The following is a 16886-nucleotide window of genomic DNA, read 5'->3' on the forward strand; positions in this document are numbered from 1 at the left end:
TTTTCAATTTAGTAAGCCAGTCCCACCCGTTTTCTGACAAACTGCGGGTTCATCAGTTCACGGTAAAGAAAATGCGCCGTGTCTCCGACGGTGATTTCAGTCCCGCCTTCAGGAAGCTGATCTTGTTCGAACCGGTAAACTCCGGCAGCTTCTCCGCCAGGAAGATAGGTGGGGCAGATGATCGTCCAGTCAATATCCTCTGCCAGAAGCATCTCGTATACGCGGGCGTGTTCCTTTGCGGCTCTTGTTGATTTTCGTTTTGATTCTGACGATTCAAAACGGTATTTGTCAGGCATAAGCCGTGATTGAAGTATACCCGCGGTTCCGATCGTAATCAGACGCTGAACATGATGCTGTTTCATGCTGTCTACTATATGGATCATAGCCGCTGAAAGGGTATCGTCACCGTCCGTGCCGAGACAGCTCACGACTGTGTCCGCTTTAGAAATCAATCGGCCGATATCCTCCCGCCGTCTGGCATTCCCTGTTATGATATGTTTTTCAGAAATGGGAAGGGCCGTTCCGGCAGATCTGACAAGAGCGAATATCTCAATGTGTCCGTGTTTCTGCGCTTCTTTTATAAAAGCCTGTCCGACTCTTCCTGTTGCTCCGAGTAAAGCGATATTCATGTAAAAAACCTCCTCGCCGCTCATTATATCATTCAAAGCAGCGGGGAAAAGAATACCTGTGAATAAAGGGGAGATGGTGGGCAACATATTCATTGACCAAAGAAACCGTTACGAACTGAAACAGCTCCCAATTGACTGAGGCAATGAATGACATGTTTTCCCTCCTTTTTTCCTAGGGTATGTGGAATAGGAAAAAGGGTGACGGCAATAAAAAGAAGACGCGGTATCCCGCGCCTTCTGTAAGCCATTTATTGAGTTATTGTACGCCTTGTCCGCCCATGTGCTGCTGCGCGAAAGATACTAAACGTTTAGTGATTTCTCCTCCGACAGAACCGTTTGCACGGGAAGTTGTTTCTCCGCCAAGGTTTACGCCGAACTCAGAAGCAATTTCGTATTTCATTTGGTCGATTGCTTGAGCAGCGCCAGGTACTAAAAGTTGGTTTGAAGAGTTGTTGTTTGCCATTTGTATGATCTCCTTTATAAAGTAGTATGGTTGGGTTTGCTGGAATTGCACCAGCTGATGGTTTCCGGAATGAAAACCATTGCCAGCTCGGCTTCACCCAATGGTGTTTGCCGCTTTGTACTACGTATTATGGTGAATCATAAGGCATCTCATTCGGAAAACCGGGTGGTAAATAGCGGAAGGAAAAAGAAAAGCCCAGCCTTTTGAGGCTGAGCTTTTAGCTTTCAGTCATATATGTGATAAAGCATTAATTCATGCAGCTCTTTTACGAGAGCCGGCTCTTCTTTCCCAGGATGTGTGTGTCCCCATTCAATGTCTCCGGACTTGTGGTAAATTCCTTCGTAATGCGTACCCTGCCAGTAAAACGAAATCCGCCATCCGGGCAGTTTCTCTTTTTTGAATAACGGTTTCCAGCTGAAGTGCGAAATCATGACGTTCACGCTCCTTATCGGGAAATGTTGATCCTGTTCATTGTAGCTCATAAGTTCTGTGCCTGTCCCGGGTCAACGAAAAAAAGGCGGCCTCACCGCCAAAGTTTTTCCGGGGCGGTAATGGACCGTTCTGATAAATATGACGCGTATTCAAAATTTCTCCGTTTTGTGAGGTAATCGACTGATCTCAGCTTCGGATGCGAGAAAATGCTCCGCCCGGGGCGGGAGTTGGCCTCAAACATCCAAACTTTCCCCGCCTCATCAACGCCGAGGTCAAAACCGATTTCGCCGATAAAGCCTTCAATATGTTCATTTAACACACGGCTGACCGCTAAGGCGGCTTTCGAAAGCTTCCGGATCATGCCGACTCTCTCTTTCGGATCGCCGTATAATTCAGCTAACGTTCTGACTTCCCCGCCGTTTGCCAGATGCGTTGTAATGCTGTTTCTGCCGGAAATTTTTGCTGCGATCGCCGTCACTGTCCATTTTCCCTCGGCATTTTTGTTCGTATGCACTCTGAAATCGACGGGGCGCCCGTCAAGCCGGATCAGGTCAATGCCTTGCTGCAATAAAAAAGCGGACGGGTCATTGTTTTCTTCAAATGATTTCATGAAGGATGCCGCATCTGCATAATCTGCCGTCACCACCGTTTTTTCCTCATTCGTGTATTTGACTGAGAAGCCGGCGTCTGTTTTTTCCAGCTTGTAAATTCCCGTTCCGAGTGTGCCGTCTGCAGGCTTGATAAATACGGTGTCAAACGTGCTGCATAACGTCTCTATCGCTTCTGCATTCGGCTGCAGGATTGATTTTGGCAGGAGAGAAGCGGTGAGACTGTTTTTTTTCAGAAGCTTGTGAATGTCCCATTTATTAAAGAATTGCGGATTAAACCAGGGAATCTGATAGTCATTCATCAGCCTATATTTTGTCTGCTGTAAAAGAGGAACCTTTTCCGTTTTTCGGCTCGGGAGCCTGTCATATACAACATTCGGAAGCGGGACGTCTGCCCGTTTCCAGCTGTTTTCTTTATAAATCAGCGCCTGGACTGTGCCTTCTTCCCAGTTGATCTGATGTGCCCCGAAAACGAAACAATATCCGTTCGCCTGCTCGTGAAGGGAGAGCAGCTTGGAAAAGAAGGAGGTGCGGTCTCTGAACGGGCGCTGCGCCGATGATGTGAACCCTGCTGTAAAAACGCCGATCAGCGGTCCGATATGCACCGTCTGGCCGTGGATGAGAAAATCAGCCCGGCTTTTATGCGGTATCATCAGCTCCTCAAATAAATCTTCAGAAAGGAGCGCGCTTTTTTCAAGAGATTGAGAAAAGGCCACACGGCATTTGACAACCTTGGTCCCGAAGGCAGCGGATAAAATCCCTTCCCGTTTCATGGCGAAGGGGAGATACAGCGTATTTTTGCTTTTTTTATCGATGCCGACCATCATCCCTTTATGATTCACGCGGAAGTGCTCCTTTCCGGTTTTCCTGTGACTGAAGATCGCGGAAGCGTTTCAGCGGACTGGTGTACAAATCCTCTTTCGCCTCGGGAGCCACGCTTAAAATGGCGTTCCGTCCCGGTTTTGAATTGACATCCAAAAGCCAGATGCGCCCGTCTTTGGCATAACAAATATCGAGCCCCAGCTCAAACAGCGGTCCGAATTGTTCATCAAGAAAATAAGGGACGGACTGGGTGATGGAAAAGACATCATCCAATAAAACGGCCTGCTGCTTTTTCGGAATTTCCTCAAACCAGGTGTCAAATTTAAGCGGCTCGGACCCTCCCCGCAAATGAGATAAAAGACCGTTCTGATAACCTCTTCGAATCGCTTTTCCGACCGTTTCCCAAGCCCCTGACTCATTTTTGCGCATGAAAATGCGGATGTCGCACGGGTGCTGTTCCTTATCCTGAATATTTAAGTAGGCTTGAAGCAAATAACGGTGCTGCAGCACTTTTTTGCACCAGGACTTAAAAGACACGTGGTTGGAAAACGTTTTTGTCTGCTTGTTTTTCCCGATATAGTAAGTGGCTGAAATTGATTTTTTCCCTGCTTTAAGGAGGATGATGCCTCTTCCTCCCGCGCCGAAAGCGGGCTTAAGTATACATGCTTTTTCTTTCGCTAAGTATGATTGCACCTCTTCATAACGGCTGACTTCGACCGTTTCAGGAATATAGGGACTGATCAGGTGATGCTCTTGGAGCGCATTCGTGACCGTCCATTTATCAGGAAGCCCGCGGCCGATAAATTCCGTTTTCGGATATTTTTTCAGCCATTCGACGATCGGTTTGGCTTTTTGAGCTTCAGCAGATTTTCCGTAAAAACAGCGGTCGTAAATAAATTCGGGAATATCAATTTCCGTTTCGTTCCATTTTCCGCTTTTCGGATGATACACGAGCGCTTTCACGCGTAAAGAATCCGGATAAATATCAAACGGTGTAAATCGGGCAAAGCGCACATTGTACTCTGGCGCTCTTTCAGCCAGTTCACCGGCGAAATCTTCTTCGTGCCGGCGGGATACGGACATAAAACCGAGTGTTGTCATGTTGTTACTCCCCCTTTATTCAAAAGCCGCTGATGAAACGGCCCTTCCATCCAATAGACATGTCAAGCGCAGCATAAAAGATGATCTACTGTAAAGAGTACGAAACAGCATCTTGCCTTATTCCTGAGAAACAACAATTCAGGTTCTTCATTTGCCCGCATTCACGCCAGCCTCTATAATACGAATAGATAGTTCATCTAGAAAAATAGAACATAAGATGGAGGCAGAAGAAAAGGAATGGGCATAGCAGGAACGTTTATATTTATGATTGTGATCGGAGCCGCGATCGGTGCGGTGACAAATCACCTTGCCATTCAGATGTTATTTCGTCCGTACCGTCCGTATTACCTGTTCGGAAAACGGATTCCGTTTACCCCGGGGCTGATCCCGAAAAGACGGGACGAATTGGCAAAACAGATGGGGCTCATGGTGACGAACCATCTGTTAACTCCGGAAGGCATAAAAAAGCGGCTTTTGTCAGATACCGTTAAAAACCAGGCGCTTGTGTTCGCCGAACAATTCACGCAAAAAATGGCCGCTTCCGATATGACGGTGCAGGAAGCTCTGGCCGCCGCAGGCATCCGGAATCCTCAGGAAAAAACGGATGCCTGGATTGACCGTTTTACAGATGAAAAGCTTTCGGAACTGTACCGGAAATATGAACACCGCGCCATAAAGGACTGGCTTCCTGATGAGCTGCAGAAACAGCTGGATGAAAAAGTTCCGATGGCCGCCGATTATATCCTGAAGCGGAGCATTGATTATTTTGAAAGTGAAGAAGGCAAAGACAGACTCGGCAATATGATCGACGACTTTTTGAATGCACGGGGGATGCTCGGCAGCATGGTGCAGATGTTCCTCGGTAATTCAAGTCTGGCAGACCGTGTGCTGCCTGAGCTGTTAAAGTTTTTGCACAACGATGAAACAAAAAAGCTTCTGACTGATCTGCTTTCTCAAGAATGGGGCAAGCTCAAATCTTATACACTTTATGAGGCCGACGAAAAGTGGAATGCGAAAGATCTGCTGTTCAGCCTGAAAAAACGGGCTTTGGCCGCGCTTCAAACCGCACCCTTTTTTGAGGGCCGGCTCGGTGACATCATCTCCCGCTATGAAGGGGAGATTACGGGAACGTATGCGCCGAAGCTGCTTGATGCAGCGCTCGGCAGTATTGCCGCTCATTTGGAAGATGTGCTTAAACGCCTTCGTCTTGAGGAAGTGGTCAAAGAGCAGGTTGATCAGTTTCCGGTTGAGCGGCTCGAGGAAATGGTGCTGTCGATTTCCAAGAGAGAATTTAAGATGATTACGTATTTAGGCGGTCTGCTCGGCGGGATCATCGGAGCAATCCAAGCTTTGTTTGTCATTCTTTTCTAAGGAAAACATCGGCCAAGGATGAAAGTCACTCCGCAGTCTGTTATAGTGGAGTGGTATGTCTGAAAGGAAGAAAGGAGCGGTTACAATGGCAGTTCATTTTTATGATGCAGCATATGATCTTGAAAAAGCTTTGCGTAACAGTGATGAATACAGCCGTTTAAGAGGGCTTTATGATCAAGTAAACGCAGATGAATCCGCAAAACGCATGTTTGATAATTTCCGCAATGTACAGCTGCAGCTGCAGCAGAAACAGATGTCAGGTGAAGAAATCACTCAGGAAGAGGTAGAGCAGGCGCAAAAAACGGTTGCTCTTGTCCAGCAGCATGAATTGATTTCTCAGCTGATGGAGGCGGAACAGCGCATGAGCATGCTGATCGGCGAGTTAAACAAAATTATCATGAAACCTCTTGAAGAGCTTTACGGAAACCCGCAATAAGCTCCACCCCCTCCATCTATGAAATGGAGGGGGGTTTTTTATTCAACAGAAAAATCAAGCGAACCTTTTACCGTTCCGTTAATGATGACAGACAGAGTGTGAATTCCCCGATAATGCTTGCGGGTGGTTAAATCTTTAAGGGAATGATGTTTGCTGAAGGCTTTTACGTCTCCGTTATCCATGGCGGACTCCGACATCTTAAACACCTTGCGGCTGCGGTGCCCCCTTTTCTTTACAAAATCAATCGCGTATTCAACCCTGACTTTTTGCCGGGCGGAAGAGCGGATCTGAAAAGAAAAATGTATGCTTGTTCCGATGGCGGCCGTTTCCGAATTCAGTGTAAAACGTTCCAATGAAATCCGGGAGGCGTCTTCAAACCCGAAAATCGCAAGCGCCTGTTTGTCTCCTCTTTTTAACAGTGTCCTGCAGGCGTGCTTCAAAATCCAATCCGTGTGCGGACAGCTTCCGAACCGATCGGCTGCGATCTGTGCCAAAAGATCCGGATGTGTTTTGGAGATGTCATTCAGGTTATTTGCCACGCTTTTTCTGACATATAACGAGTCATCCTGCATCAAGCGGTCCAGAACAGGGAGAATCGGAGAAGGGTCGTCAAGAAGAGCCGGAATGGAGATTCCCCACGGCAGGCGCGGTCTTGAGCCTTCGCTGGCAAGCCTTCTGACATGTTCGTCCGGATGCTCCGTCCAGGAAAGGAACTCTTTGAACATCCGCTCCCGGTCAAGCTTGATATACGGGCGGACCGCAAATTCGGAAGTGGAAAAACGAGTGAAAAACTGAAGCGCCTTCATTGATTCTTCCCAGTGATCCGTTCCGTACTGTTGGACATAATCGGGAAAAATAATCCCGGCGAGCCCTGTGAAATGGGGAGCTGTCTCATATAAGACGTCAAGCGCCCGTATGTAATCCTTCGGCAGTGTTTCATATAAAGAGTCTGTGATCCGGCGCATCCGCTGTTTTAATGCCAGTTCGGGCCAATCTTCCTGAAACATCAGCGCCCGGCACATGTCCCGCTCAAAAGCCGGATGCGCCGATTTGATTCTGTTCAGAAGTGCTTCTGCAAATTCTTCGTTATAAATATCTTTTAATAGAGACATGACAGTCACCGCTTTTTTTCTTTTATTATATGCGAATATATGTTCTCTTTCAACTTTATCATACATTCAGCATAGATGGCCCTATGATTTTTTTAGTTAAAAAAACCCTTGTCTTTTAACAGTAAACGTGTGATAATAACCCTGAAAGCGCCTACACTTACAGAAGGTCCAAGGATACGGTCGCCTATACTGCCTGTTATGTTAAGGGGTAGCAACAGAGAGTAAGTGAAACGAGCGCATCAACGGTCAAATAAGGGGTTCCTGATATAGAAATACACATTGGGGAGAAGGCAGCAAATCGATCGTATCCCACAAAATGACAGTTCAAAGTCTGCTTGAGGCAGGCTTTTTTGCTGCTGAGAAAAGGTTGTTCTAAACAAAGAGACAGGGTCATATCCTAATGACAAGTACAGTCATCAAGGAGGGGGACTTCTCTGTGTCAAAACAAATGCTGGCGTTAAATATAGACGGAGCGCTTCTTCGCTCCAACGGCAAACTGCATCAGACGACAAAGGATGCCATCGAATACGTCAAGAAAAAAGGGATTTACGTCACACTGGTCACAAACCGCCATTTTCGCTCCGCTCAAAAAGTAGCGAAAATATTAAAACTGAATGCAAAATTGGTTACCCACAGCGGCGCATACATTTCCGAAAAAATAGATGAGCCGTTTTTCGAAAAGAAAATATCGGAAGATCACACGTTTAATATTGTCCAGGTGCTGGAAAGCTATCAATGCAATATCCGGCTTCTGCACGAAAAATATTCGATCGGAAACAAGAAGAAAGTGAACTCCAATCTGGTCGGGAAAACGATGATTCATCCGTCTGACCCGATTTTTTACCCGGTTCAGTTTGTCGAATCATTAAGTGATTTGCTCCTTGATGAACCGGTTTCCGCGCCCGTCATTGAGGTGTATGCTGAAAACGGATTGCAGGCTGACATAACAGATACGATCGTGAAAGCATTCCCGGCCGTGGACGTGATCCGCGTTAACGAAGAAAAGCTGAACATCGTGCCTAAAGGGGTTTCAAAAGAAAGCGGACTTTCGATGGTCGCAGCTGAACTCGGGCTTTCAATGGAAGAGGTCGTGGCTATCGGCCATCAGGAAGATGATCTGCCGATGATCGAGCTGGCAGGCCTCGGTGTCGCGATGGGGAATTCCTCTAATGAATTAAAAAGAAAAGCGGATTGGGTGACAAGGTCAAATGATGAACAGGGCGTCGCCTATATGATCAAGGAATACTTCCGCATGCAGCACCGCAAAGGCTTTCTCGATAAGTTCCACATGAAACGGCCGTAATAAAGAGCCGCAGACGCGAAACACCGGTCTGCGGCTTTTTCGCGGATTGATTTTAGCCTGTTCTTTCTGTACACTAAAGAAAGTTTTGAATCTGAAAAATAAGGTGATCACATTGCAAATCAAAATAGACGGCATAACGGATGACAGGCTGCATCGTCCGCTGCAAAACATCGCGAATTTATTTTTTGAGGAGTGTGTTCTTGCATACGCCGAAACGGAGGAACCCTCTGATCTCGTCATCTCACTTGCCATTTCTCAAGATGCAGACAGCGTGTCAGTATCTGGAGAAATCAAAGGAACCGGCGAAAAGGAGCATCACACGAAACCGATTCTTGCCGGATGGAGCGACAAAGAAGTATTTAAACAGGTGAAAAACACGCTGTCATACGTCTATTTAAATCTTCTTCAATCGCATACGGGCATGACGCAAAAATGGGGAATCCTGACCGGAATCAGGCCTACTAAACTTCTTCATAAAAAGCTGCAAAGCGGCCTGACAAAAGAAGAGGCGCATGCCGATCTGAAAAAAGATTATCTGATCCATGATGAAAAAATCAATCTGATGCAGGAGATTGTCGACCGCCAGCTCGCCGCGGTTCCCGATCTGTACCGGGTCAAAGATGAAGTCAGCATTTATATCGGCATTCCGTTCTGCCCGACGAAGTGCGCCTACTGCACGTTTCCGGCCTATGCCATCCAAGGACAGGCAGGCAGAGTCGGCTCCTTTTTATGGGGGCTTCACTATGAAATGCAAAAAATCGGCGAATGGCTGAAACAGCATGATATCAAAGTGACGACCATTTATTTCGGAGGCGGTACGCCGACAAGCATTACCGCTGAAGAAATGGACCTTTTATATGAAGAAATGGTCCGTTCTTTCCCAGATGTCGCAAATATCAGGGAGATTACCGTTGAAGCGGGCCGTCCCGACACGATTACGGAGGAAAAGCTTGCCGTTTTAAATAAGTATAAGATTGACAGAATCAGCATCAACCCGCAGTCTTATGAAAACGAAACGCTTAAGGCCATCGGCAGACATCATACAGTCGAAGAAACCATTGAAAAGTACCGCCTTTCCCGCAAACACGGCATGAATAACATCAACATGGACCTGATCATCGGCCTGCCGGGAGAAGGGACGGGTGAGTTCAGGCACAGTCTTGATGAAACGGAAAAGCTGATGCCTGAATCTTTGACCGTTCACACGCTTTCTTTCAAACGGGCGTCAGAAATGACGAGAAACAAGCATAAGTATAAAGTTGCTGACAGGCAGGAAGTATCCCGCATGATGGATGACGCCGTCCGCTGGACAAAAGAGCACGGCTATAAACCGTACTACCTGTACCGGCAGAAAAACATTCTCGGAAACCTTGAAAATGTCGGCTACTCCTTCCCGGGTCAGGAGAGCATCTACAACATTATGATTATGGAAGAAGTGCAGACGATTATCGGTATCGGCTGCGGCGCGGCAAGCAAATTCATTCATCCGGAAACCGGAAAAATCACGCACTTCGCCAATCCGAAAGACCCGAAATCATATAATGACCGATTCGAGCATTATACAGAAGAGAAAATCAAATACTTAGATGAGATGTTCGTCAAATCCGCTTTGTAATATGAAAAACGGCACGGAATCAGCGTGCCGTTTTTTTATGTTTATCCGAATGTAAAAACGGGAAAAAGATCATCAGACTGTAATTCGTAAGAGGTGTAATTATGTATGATGTCATAGGTGCGGGAATCGGGCCGTTTAATTTAGGGCTTGCCGCTTTGTTAGAGGATATACCCGAAACAGACGCTCTTTTTTTCGATAAAAAGACAGAATTTGCGTGGCATCCGGGCCTGTTAATTAAAGGAACGGATTTACAGGTGGCGTTTCTGGCTGATCTCGTCACGCTTGCCAATCCGAAAAGCCGCTACACATTTTTGAACTTTCTCCATGAACATGACCGGCTGTACCGGTTTTATACGTTTAATGAATTTGATATTCCAAGGCGGGAGTTTAACGACTATTTGAGCTGGGCGGCTTCAGAAATCAAATCATGCCGTTTCGGCTCAGAGGTAATCGGCGTGAAAAATGCCGGCGGCCATTATGAAGTCAGCGTCAAGAACATTGAGGACGGAAGCATCAGCGTGTATCAAACGAAGCATTTCGTCATGGGAACGGGTTCTGAGCCTCTTATTCCGGCAGAGATTGATGACGGGGCGCGTCAGGACACGATGGTCAGCACGGAATATTTGTTCCGGAAAGATGAACTCGCCGGCGCCGAATCAATTACAGTAGTCGGCTCCGGACAGAGCGCAGCGGAGATCTTTTCTGATTTATTGCATGATGAACAATACCGCCGCTGCCGGCTGCAATGGGTGACACGCTCCGCCGGATTTCGAGAATTAGAAACCGCCAAGCTCGGACAGGAAATGTTTACACCCGATTATGTGGAGTATTTTAACCGCCTGCCTTTTCAGGAACGGCTGAATACACTGCCTGAGCTGGAAGGACTGCGCCACGGCATTGATTCTGACACACTTGCTGACATTTACGATGCCCTGTACCACAGGTCGATCAGCGGAGGCTCGCCTGATGTCTATATTCAGCCGATGGCGGAACTTAAAAAAATTAAAAAGAAAAACGGCCGCTGCGCACTGAGCTTTCATCAATGGCAGATGGATGAAACCTTTACGGCCGATTCAGAAAAAGTGATTTTGGCGACCGGCTTCAAGCCGCATATTCCGGAGTGGTTTTCGGCCATTTCTCCCGATATCGAATGGGAGGATGAGAAACGGTTTAAAGTGACGGCCGATTCCCGCCTCGTCTTTAAGGACAATAGGCGGCATCATTTCTTCACATTAACGAATCTTGACCATGCCCACGGAACAGGGGCTACGAATTTGAAGCTGTCTGTTTACAGAAATCAAAAAATCATTAATACCATTCTGGGAAAAGAGCATTTCTCCATTAACAAAAAAACGGCTTTTCAGCAATTTCTTCCCGCGCGAAAAAACTGACCCCTTTAGTAAGGGGTCAGTTTTTTTATGATTTCTGCGGCGTCTTTTCAGGCTTTTTCCATTTGAAAACGCTGTTCAACATGAGATATATCCGCTTCGATTCTTTCGTGAGCAAAGGGCCGAAGATGGCCAGTATCAAAACATACAAGGCGGCGAAAGGTTTTAGTGAGGCGGACAGACCGCCGGCGATGCCGAGATTTGCAACGATGATGGAGAATTCGCCGCGGGAGACGATGGTCAGCCCGATGTTAGACGATGCTTTATGAGAAAGCCCCGCCCGGCGCCCGGCAATCATGCCGGCGATAAAGTTTCCGGCAATCGTCAGCAAAACGGCGCCGAGGGCAAGCCAGACCGCATCTCCGAGTGAAAACGGATCAATGCTCAGCCCGAAGCTGAAGAAAAACATGGCCCCGAAAAAATCACGGAACGGCACGACAAGATGCTCAATCCTGTCAGAATGGGCCGTCTCTGAAAAGACGAGTCCAAGTAAAAGCGCACCGATCGCTTCAGCGACATGAATCGTTTCGGAAAAGCCGGCAATGAAAAAGAGCGCTGCAAAAATGACAATGACAAACACCTCATTTGAACGGATATCAAGCAGCTTGTTCAGAAGAGGCGGCAATTTTCGAGCGGCAATGAAAAACAGCAGCATGTATCCGAAAGCGATCACGATCGACATCAGCGCGCCTCCGACAGACGTCGCGTCTCCCAATACAAGCCCGGAAACAACGGACAAGTAAACCGCCAGAAAGATATCCTCAAACATAATGATGCCGAGAATCAGCTCCGTTTCCGGATTGGCCGTGCGCTTTAAGTCGACAAGCACTTTTGCGACAATGGCGCTTGATGATATCGTGATGACACCGGCCAATACAAGCACTTCCAAAAAGGAAAAGCCCGTGATAAAGCCGTATATCAGTCCTAAGCTGAAATTAATCAGAATATAAATCGTTCCGCCGGCGGCAATGGAACGTCCGGATTTGACTAATTTTCCGACCGAGAATTCAAGCCCGAGGTAAAAGAGGAGGAACAGGACGCCCATCCGTCCGAAAAATTCAATCACTTCCCGGCTTTCGATAAATGTCAGGTCAATGATGCCCGCTTGGGGCGCGTGCGGCCCGACAAGCATTCCTAAAATAATCAGGAAGGGAATAATCGAGAATTTAATTTTATTGGCGATGACACTTGCAATAGCCACGAGAACTAGCGCCGTACCGACTTCAAATACGAGATGATCCATAAACAGATCACACTCCGTCTCTTGAGAGAAAGTCTTGGATCAGTTTCTTCAAATGCTTTCTTTCGCCTGAGAGGACGAGTGTATCGTTTGCTTCAAGGAGCGAATCAGCGCCCGGGTTTAAAAACTTTTTCTGGTTATGCTTAATGATGGCGATGACCGTCACGTCGTAGTTTTGGCGCACATCCAGTTCGCCGAGCGTCCGGCCTGCCGCTTTTGCCCCTTTTTCAACTTTAAACCATTCGATAATCAGATCGCTGAACGCCATTTCAATCGATTCAAGCGCCTGCGGTTTGTACACCATCCCGCCGATAATCGCGGCGATTTGTCTTGCTTCCGCATCATCAAGAGAAATGCTTGCCAGAAGCTCATCAGGGTCGCGGTCATCAAATCTGTAAATTTCCCGCCTGCCGTCGTCATGAATGATGATCGTCATTTTTTCATGGTTTCTCGTTTCGATTTCGAATTTTTTCCCGATGCCGGGCAGATCGTTTTCCTTAATATTCATAAAAAATCCCTCCGGAATAGACTGTTTTTACACCGTAAATACAGATTGGCAATGAGAAAGGCTCTGATGCCGGAGGTAATTTGACTGGTATTGTATCGGAATGGCGCATGTCCTTTCCAGTGTGGAATCAATGAATTGATCAAGAGGTTTGACAGATAACAGGGTGACCATTCGGGATAACGCATCGTACCCTTTTGACAGGCCGTGCGGAGCGGTTTTGGCAGGGGCCGGCGTCTTTGCCGAGTCCGTTTCCTGCGGGTAAACCGAAATTTGAACGTGGCTGTCTGTTTCTGTCACCAATTGGGAAGGAAGGGCGACATCCGAAGGGGGGAACAGCACCATAAAAAAGCTCAATAAAAAACTCAGTATCACATAGTTCATGATCGGCGTTCCTCCCCCCTTTTTGTTTTGTATGTCAATTTCACTATATAAAAATGTATGTTCAGTTTCAAATGATATGCATTTTTCGGTATCTGTTGACCTTGAAAAATAAAGGGGTTTCGCTTCGGCGGAAAGAATATATCATTTGAACAAAAATGTAAGCGGATACAAGGAGGGTGTAAACATGCAGTATATTCGATATGAAGAAAAGGGAAAGATTGCAGAGATTGTGCTGAACCGGCCTGATAGTTACAACGCGCTCAATGAACAAATGCTCCGGGAATTGGAGAATGCATGCGTCATGGCAGCTGACAGTGAGGCGCTTATCGTCCTTTTGCGGGGGGAAGGCAGGGGATTTTCCGCGGGCGGTGATATTCAGATGATGACATCGGATCATGATTCAGGAGAATATGAACGGCTCATGAAAATGATCGAATCCATTACACTGACGCTCTATGATATGAAAAAAATTGTGATAGCCGCCATCCACGGAGCCGCGGCGGGGCTCGGACTGAGTTTCGCGCTGTGTGCCGACGTGGTTCTCGCTGAAGAAAATGCCCGCCTCGCGATGAATTTCATCGGCATCGGACTGGTTCCCGACGGAGGAGGCCATTATTTATTAATGAAACGCGTCGGTGAGATTGAAGCGAAAAAACTGATTTGGAGCGGCGAAAAATTGCCGGCTGAAAAAGCGGTGGAGCTCAAGCTTGCCGACGGGCTGTTCAGCGGCAACCCTGCGGCAGGGGCAAAACCGTATATCGACCGGTTGTTACATGCGCCGCTGGCAGCAATGATTGAAACGAAGGCTATTTATCAAAGCCTCCATATCAGCCGGTTAAAAGACGTTTTGTCTCTTGAACGAAAGGCCCAGGAAAATATGAGAAAAACGGATGATCATAAAGAGGGCATCCGCGCCTTTTTAGAAAAACGGACGCCGCAATTTAACCGGTAAAATACAGAAGCCGGAAAGCTTCTGTTATCTGTGGAATAAAATCAGCTTTCCGGCTTCATTTACTAAGCGATGAGCAGTGTTCTCAAGCTTTTTTTCCTTTAACAAAGCCTCTCCGGCAGCCTTTGCTTCCGCCACGTTACCTGCTTCGATCCGTTCATCCAGCAGTTTTTCTCCCGACGCATGGAATGCGGTCAATACATATTGTCCCATCACGTCACCTCCTTTATAGAATGATATTCTCATAAAGAATTTAAAATCCTCCATTAATTTTTACCCATTATTAGTATATAATGGGTCAAGGAAGGAGTTGGATTCGTGCTTACAATTGAAAACGTAACGAAAACATTCGGCAGCTTTACCGCTGTTGACAATTTGAACCTGCAAATACCTGAAAGGGAAATGTTCGGGCTCCTCGGCGCAAACGGCGCGGGAAAAACGACGACCTTTCGGATGATTTTGGGGCTTTTAAGCCTGACTGACGGGCAGATCAGCTGGAAAGGGAAGCCGGTCAATTATTCTATCAGCGAAAAAATCGGCTATCTCCCGGAAGAGCGGGGGCTGTATCCGAAAGTGAAGGTCAGTGACCAGCTTGTCTATCTTGCGAGATTAAAAGGAATGAGCAAAAAAGAGGCGGAAAAAGAGCTCATGACATGGCTCGAGCGGTTCGGCATTACAGATTACAAGAATAAGAAAGTCGAAGAGCTGTCAAAAGGAAACCAGCAAAAAATCCAGTTCATTTCCGCCGTCCTGCATAAGCCTGAACTGCTGATTCTCGATGAGCCTTTCAGCGGTCTTGATCCGGTGAATGTCGAGCTGCTGAAAGAAGCGGTTATTTCTTTGAAAAACAGCGGCGTTTCCATCGTTTTTTCAAGCCACCGAATGGAGCATGTAGAAGAGCTTTGCGAGAATTTGTGCATTCTCCAGAAGGGAAAACCAGTCGTTCAAGGCAATCTGAAAGACATTAAGCGGTCTTTCGGCAAAAAAAATGTCACCGTTCATTCAGATGAAGATCTCAGCTTTTTAAAAACGCATGAAGGTGTCGTGAAATGGAAGGAAACAAATGACGGGATCAGATTGCAGGTCGCGAATGAACCGGTTTCCCAGGATATTTTCCGGGCGCTGCAAGGGAAAGGTTTTATACGGAAGTTTGAATTGGAAGAGCCGTCACTGCATGATATTTTTATAGAAAAGGTGGGGGCCGTTTATGAATAAATTCTGGATTATGCTGTTTCATACATATAAAAACAAAATCTCGACAAAGTCATTCATTATTTCGACCGCCATTACCGTTTTATTAGTATTAGCGGTGACCAACCTGCAATCAATCATTTCCGTGTTTCAATCGGATGACGGCAAGCAGCAGATTGCGGTGATTGATGAAACGGGCGGGCTTTACCCGGCGTTTGCAAAACAGCTTAAAGCGGCTGATACAGACAATGATCTGCAGGCGATGGAGACGAAGGAGTCCGAAAAAGAAGCCGTAAAGCGTGTCAAAGACGGTGAATGGGACGGGCTTTTTATCATCAGACAAGATCAAAAAGGAACGATAACAGGAGCCTACAAGGCGCTGACCATTTCTGATGAATCAGCGTATAAACTTCTCAAGCAGGCTTTAACCCAGACAAAAACCGCTGTTGAAACCGCCAAGCTCGGCATTTCGGCAGAAAAAGTCAGCAGCCTCTACACTCCGCCTGAAGTCAGCAAAGACGCACTGGAAAAAGGGGCGAAATCTGAGGAAGAGCTCGGTCAGGTGATGGGGCTTGTATACATCATGCTGTTTGTCATCTACTTCTCGGTTATCATGTACGCAAGTATGATTGCGATGGAAGTGGCGACGGAAAAATCGTCACGGGTCATGGAAATTTTAATTTCAAGCATGCCGCCGATTCAGCAGATGTTTGCTAAACTGTTCGGTATCGCGCTTGTCGGAATCACACAGTTTGCGGTGCTGCTTGCGGCGGGTTTTCTCTCACTGAAGCTGAACCCTCAAAATGATGAGTCGTCGCCGATCAGTGCATTTCTCAATTTTTCGGATGTTCCCGTCTCGACGATTGTCTATGCCGTCATTTTCTATCTGCTCGGCTATTTTCTTTACGCGACGCTTGCCGCGTTTCTCGGCAGTGTTGTCAGCCGGATAGAGGACGTGCAGCAGACGATTCAGCCGATGTTTTTTTTAATCGCGGCAGGTTTTTTTATCGCCATGTTCGGACTTGGCAATCCTGACGCGGGTTTTATTACCGTTACATCTTACATTCCGTTTTTCACGCCGATGATTATGTTTTTACGCGTAGGAATGCTCGATATCCCGTTTTGGCAGGCGGCGGCCGGCATCGCCCTGACACTGGTCACTATCGTGATCTTTGCAGCGGTCGGCGCGAAAATTTATAAAGGCGGCGTTTTGATTTACGGAAACGCCGGCGGATTCAAAGCGATCAAACAAGCGCTGCGCATCTCCAAAAAATAAGTGAAACAGCCCGGAACAGCCGGGCTGTTTTTTTATCGTGCAGAACGTGCATTCGTATGAA

19 protein-coding genes are annotated in these 16886 nt (G+C 47.0%); 8 read left to right on the forward strand and 11 right to left on the reverse strand.

Annotated elements, in window-relative coordinates; genetic code table 11:
* Positions 1–8 precede the first annotated feature (8 nt).
* The 6 genes from ICW23_RS00535 to ICW23_RS00555 all read right to left on the reverse strand — a co-directional run bounded on the left by ICW23_RS00535 (position 9) and on the right by ICW23_RS00555 (position 4055).
* Positions 9–629, reverse strand: a complete 621-nt coding sequence (locus ICW23_RS00535) for an NAD(P)-dependent oxidoreductase (RefSeq protein ID WP_095241004.1) — start codon at positions 627–629, stop codon at positions 9–11.
* A gap of 28 nt (positions 630–657) precedes the next feature.
* Positions 658–783, reverse strand: coding sequence for a hypothetical protein (locus tag ICW23_RS18845; protein ID WP_016938366.1), 126 nt, complete (start codon positions 781–783; stop codon positions 658–660).
* A gap of 102 nt (positions 784–885) precedes the next feature.
* Positions 886–1092: an alpha/beta-type small acid-soluble spore protein gene (locus ICW23_RS00540; protein ID WP_016938365.1), complete on the reverse strand. Its 207-nt coding sequence runs from the start codon at positions 1090–1092 to the stop codon at positions 886–888.
* Between the two features lie 224 nt (positions 1093–1316).
* On the reverse strand, positions 1317–1532 hold the full coding sequence (locus ICW23_RS00545; protein ID WP_012117190.1) for a YheE family protein: 216 nt from the start codon (positions 1530–1532) through the stop codon (positions 1317–1319).
* An 83-nt stretch (positions 1533–1615) separates the two neighbouring features.
* Entirely contained in the window at positions 1616–2974 is a 1359-nt protein-coding gene (locus ICW23_RS00550; protein ID WP_188153858.1) for a YheC/YheD family endospore coat-associated protein, read from the reverse strand.
* Positions 2964–4055, reverse strand: coding sequence for a YheC/YheD family endospore coat-associated protein (locus ICW23_RS00555; protein WP_016938363.1), 1092 nt, complete (start codon positions 4053–4055; stop codon positions 2964–2966). Before ICW23_RS00555 ends, ICW23_RS00550 begins: the two co-directional genes overlap by 11 nt.
* 237 nt (positions 4056–4292) lie before the next feature.
* On the opposite strand from ICW23_RS00555, the gene ICW23_RS00560 reads away from it, so the two are divergent.
* Together ICW23_RS00560 and ICW23_RS00565 are read left to right on the forward strand one after the other, a co-directional pair.
* A complete protein-coding gene (locus tag ICW23_RS00560) occupies positions 4293–5426 on the forward strand; it encodes a DUF445 domain-containing protein (RefSeq protein ID WP_016938362.1) in 1134 nt (377 codons plus the stop codon).
* Positions 5427–5511: 85 nt separating this feature from the next.
* Complete coding sequence (locus ICW23_RS00565; protein ID WP_045927096.1) at positions 5512–5862, forward strand: YlbF/YmcA family competence regulator; 351 nt, start codon at positions 5512–5514, stop codon at positions 5860–5862.
* 38 nt (positions 5863–5900) lie between these two features.
* Here the strand turns inward: ICW23_RS00565 and ICW23_RS00570 are convergent, their stop codons facing one another.
* Entirely contained in the window at positions 5901–7040 is a 1140-nt protein-coding gene (locus ICW23_RS00570; protein ID WP_080752449.1) for a DNA alkylation repair protein, read from the reverse strand.
* Between the two features lie 370 nt (positions 7041–7410).
* Between ICW23_RS00570 and ICW23_RS00575 the strand changes: the two genes are divergently transcribed.
* The 3 genes from ICW23_RS00575 (at position 7411) to ICW23_RS00585 (ending at position 11283) form a co-directional block, all read left to right on the forward strand.
* Positions 7411–8277 carry a Cof-type HAD-IIB family hydrolase gene (locus ICW23_RS00575; RefSeq protein WP_016938359.1) on the forward strand — a complete coding sequence of 289 codons (867 nt, stop codon included), beginning with the start codon at positions 7411–7413 and terminating at the stop codon, positions 8275–8277.
* A gap of 112 nt (positions 8278–8389) precedes the next feature.
* The gene (locus tag ICW23_RS00580) at positions 8390–9892 is read left to right on the forward strand and encodes a coproporphyrinogen III oxidase (protein WP_188153859.1); all 1503 of its coding nucleotides are present in this window, start codon (positions 8390–8392) and stop codon (positions 9890–9892) included.
* 101 nt (positions 9893–9993) lie between these two features.
* Positions 9994–11283: a lysine N(6)-hydroxylase/L-ornithine N(5)-oxygenase family protein gene (locus ICW23_RS00585; RefSeq protein WP_188153860.1), complete on the forward strand. Its 1290-nt coding sequence runs from the start codon at positions 9994–9996 to the stop codon at positions 11281–11283.
* 25 nt (positions 11284–11308) lie between these two features.
* Here the strand turns inward: ICW23_RS00585 and ICW23_RS00590 are convergent, their stop codons facing one another.
* The 3 genes from ICW23_RS00590 to ICW23_RS00600 are packed head-to-tail and all read right to left on the reverse strand — an operon-like array spanning position 11309 to position 13409.
* A complete protein-coding gene (locus ICW23_RS00590) occupies positions 11309–12523 on the reverse strand; it encodes a cation:proton antiporter (protein ID WP_049628203.1) in 1215 nt (404 codons plus the stop codon).
* Positions 12524–12530: 7 nt separating this feature from the next.
* Positions 12531–13028: a cation:proton antiporter regulatory subunit gene (locus ICW23_RS00595; protein WP_014469990.1), complete on the reverse strand. Its 498-nt coding sequence runs from the start codon at positions 13026–13028 to the stop codon at positions 12531–12533.
* Between the two features lie 27 nt (positions 13029–13055).
* Complete coding sequence (locus ICW23_RS00600) at positions 13056–13409, reverse strand: hypothetical protein (protein WP_188153861.1); 354 nt, start codon at positions 13407–13409, stop codon at positions 13056–13058.
* Positions 13410–13593: 184 nt separating this feature from the next.
* Between ICW23_RS00600 and ICW23_RS00605 the strand changes: the two genes are divergently transcribed.
* Positions 13594–14361, forward strand: a complete 768-nt coding sequence (locus ICW23_RS00605; protein ID WP_188153862.1) for an enoyl-CoA hydratase — start codon at positions 13594–13596, stop codon at positions 14359–14361.
* Positions 14362–14385: 24 nt separating this feature from the next.
* Here ICW23_RS00605 and ICW23_RS00610 read toward each other — a convergent pair whose 3' ends face one another.
* The gene (locus ICW23_RS00610) at positions 14386–14571 is read right to left on the reverse strand and encodes a YhzD family protein (protein ID WP_016938353.1); all 186 of its coding nucleotides are present in this window, start codon (positions 14569–14571) and stop codon (positions 14386–14388) included.
* 105 nt (positions 14572–14676) lie between these two features.
* Here ICW23_RS00610 and ICW23_RS00615 point away from each other — a divergent pair, with 105 nt between their 5' ends.
* Both ICW23_RS00615 and ICW23_RS00620 read left to right on the forward strand, forming a co-directional pair.
* Positions 14677–15573, forward strand: a complete 897-nt coding sequence (locus tag ICW23_RS00615; RefSeq protein WP_188153863.1) for an ABC transporter ATP-binding protein — start codon at positions 14677–14679, stop codon at positions 15571–15573.
* On the forward strand, positions 15566–16825 hold the full coding sequence (locus ICW23_RS00620; RefSeq protein WP_045927101.1) for an ABC transporter permease: 1260 nt from the start codon (positions 15566–15568) through the stop codon (positions 16823–16825). Before ICW23_RS00615 ends, ICW23_RS00620 begins: the two co-directional genes overlap by 8 nt.
* Positions 16826–16886 lie beyond the last annotated feature (61 nt).

It is taken from the genome of Bacillus sp. 1021 (genome assembly GCF_014534735.1).
Taxonomy (GTDB): Bacteria; Bacillota; Bacilli; order Bacillales; family Bacillaceae; genus Bacillus; species Bacillus siamensis.

What these genes read in the sequence shown, in the direction of transcription:
- ICW23_RS00535 (WP_095241004.1), bottom strand. Translation starts at nt 629, where the DNA reads ATGAATATCGCTTTACTCGGAGCAACAGGAAGAGTCGGACAGGCTTTT.
- ICW23_RS18845 (WP_016938366.1), bottom strand. Translation starts at nt 783, where the DNA reads ATGTCATTCATTGCCTCAGTCAATTGGGAGCTGTTTCAGTTCGTAACG.
- ICW23_RS00540 (WP_016938365.1), bottom strand. Translation starts at nt 1,092, where the DNA reads ATGGCAAACAACAACTCTTCAAACCAACTTTTAGTACCTGGCGCTGCT.
- ICW23_RS00555 (WP_016938363.1), bottom strand. Translation starts at nt 4,055, where the DNA reads ATGACAACACTCGGTTTTATGTCCGTATCCCGCCGGCACGAAGAAGAT.
- ICW23_RS00560 (WP_016938362.1), top strand. Translation starts at nt 4,293, where the DNA reads ATGGGCATAGCAGGAACGTTTATATTTATGATTGTGATCGGAGCCGCG.
- ICW23_RS00565 (WP_045927096.1), top strand. Translation starts at nt 5,512, where the DNA reads ATGGCAGTTCATTTTTATGATGCAGCATATGATCTTGAAAAAGCTTTG.
- ICW23_RS00570 (WP_080752449.1), bottom strand. Translation starts at nt 7,040, where the DNA reads ATGTATGATAAAGTTGAAAGAGAACATATATTCGCATATAATAAAAGA.
- ICW23_RS00585 (WP_188153860.1), top strand. Translation starts at nt 9,994, where the DNA reads ATGTATGATGTCATAGGTGCGGGAATCGGGCCGTTTAATTTAGGGCTT.
- ICW23_RS00590 (WP_049628203.1), bottom strand. Translation starts at nt 12,523, where the DNA reads ATGGATCATCTCGTATTTGAAGTCGGTACGGCGCTAGTTCTCGTGGCT.
- ICW23_RS00595 (WP_014469990.1), bottom strand. Translation starts at nt 13,028, where the DNA reads ATGAATATTAAGGAAAACGATCTGCCCGGCATCGGGAAAAAATTCGAA.
- ICW23_RS00600 (WP_188153861.1), bottom strand. Translation starts at nt 13,409, where the DNA reads ATGAACTATGTGATACTGAGTTTTTTATTGAGCTTTTTTATGGTGCTG.
- ICW23_RS00605 (WP_188153862.1), top strand. Translation starts at nt 13,594, where the DNA reads ATGCAGTATATTCGATATGAAGAAAAGGGAAAGATTGCAGAGATTGTG.
- ICW23_RS00610 (WP_016938353.1), bottom strand. Translation starts at nt 14,571, where the DNA reads ATGGGACAATATGTATTGACCGCATTCCATGCGTCGGGAGAAAAACTG.
- ICW23_RS00620 (WP_045927101.1), top strand. Translation starts at nt 15,566, where the DNA reads ATGAATAAATTCTGGATTATGCTGTTTCATACATATAAAAACAAAATC.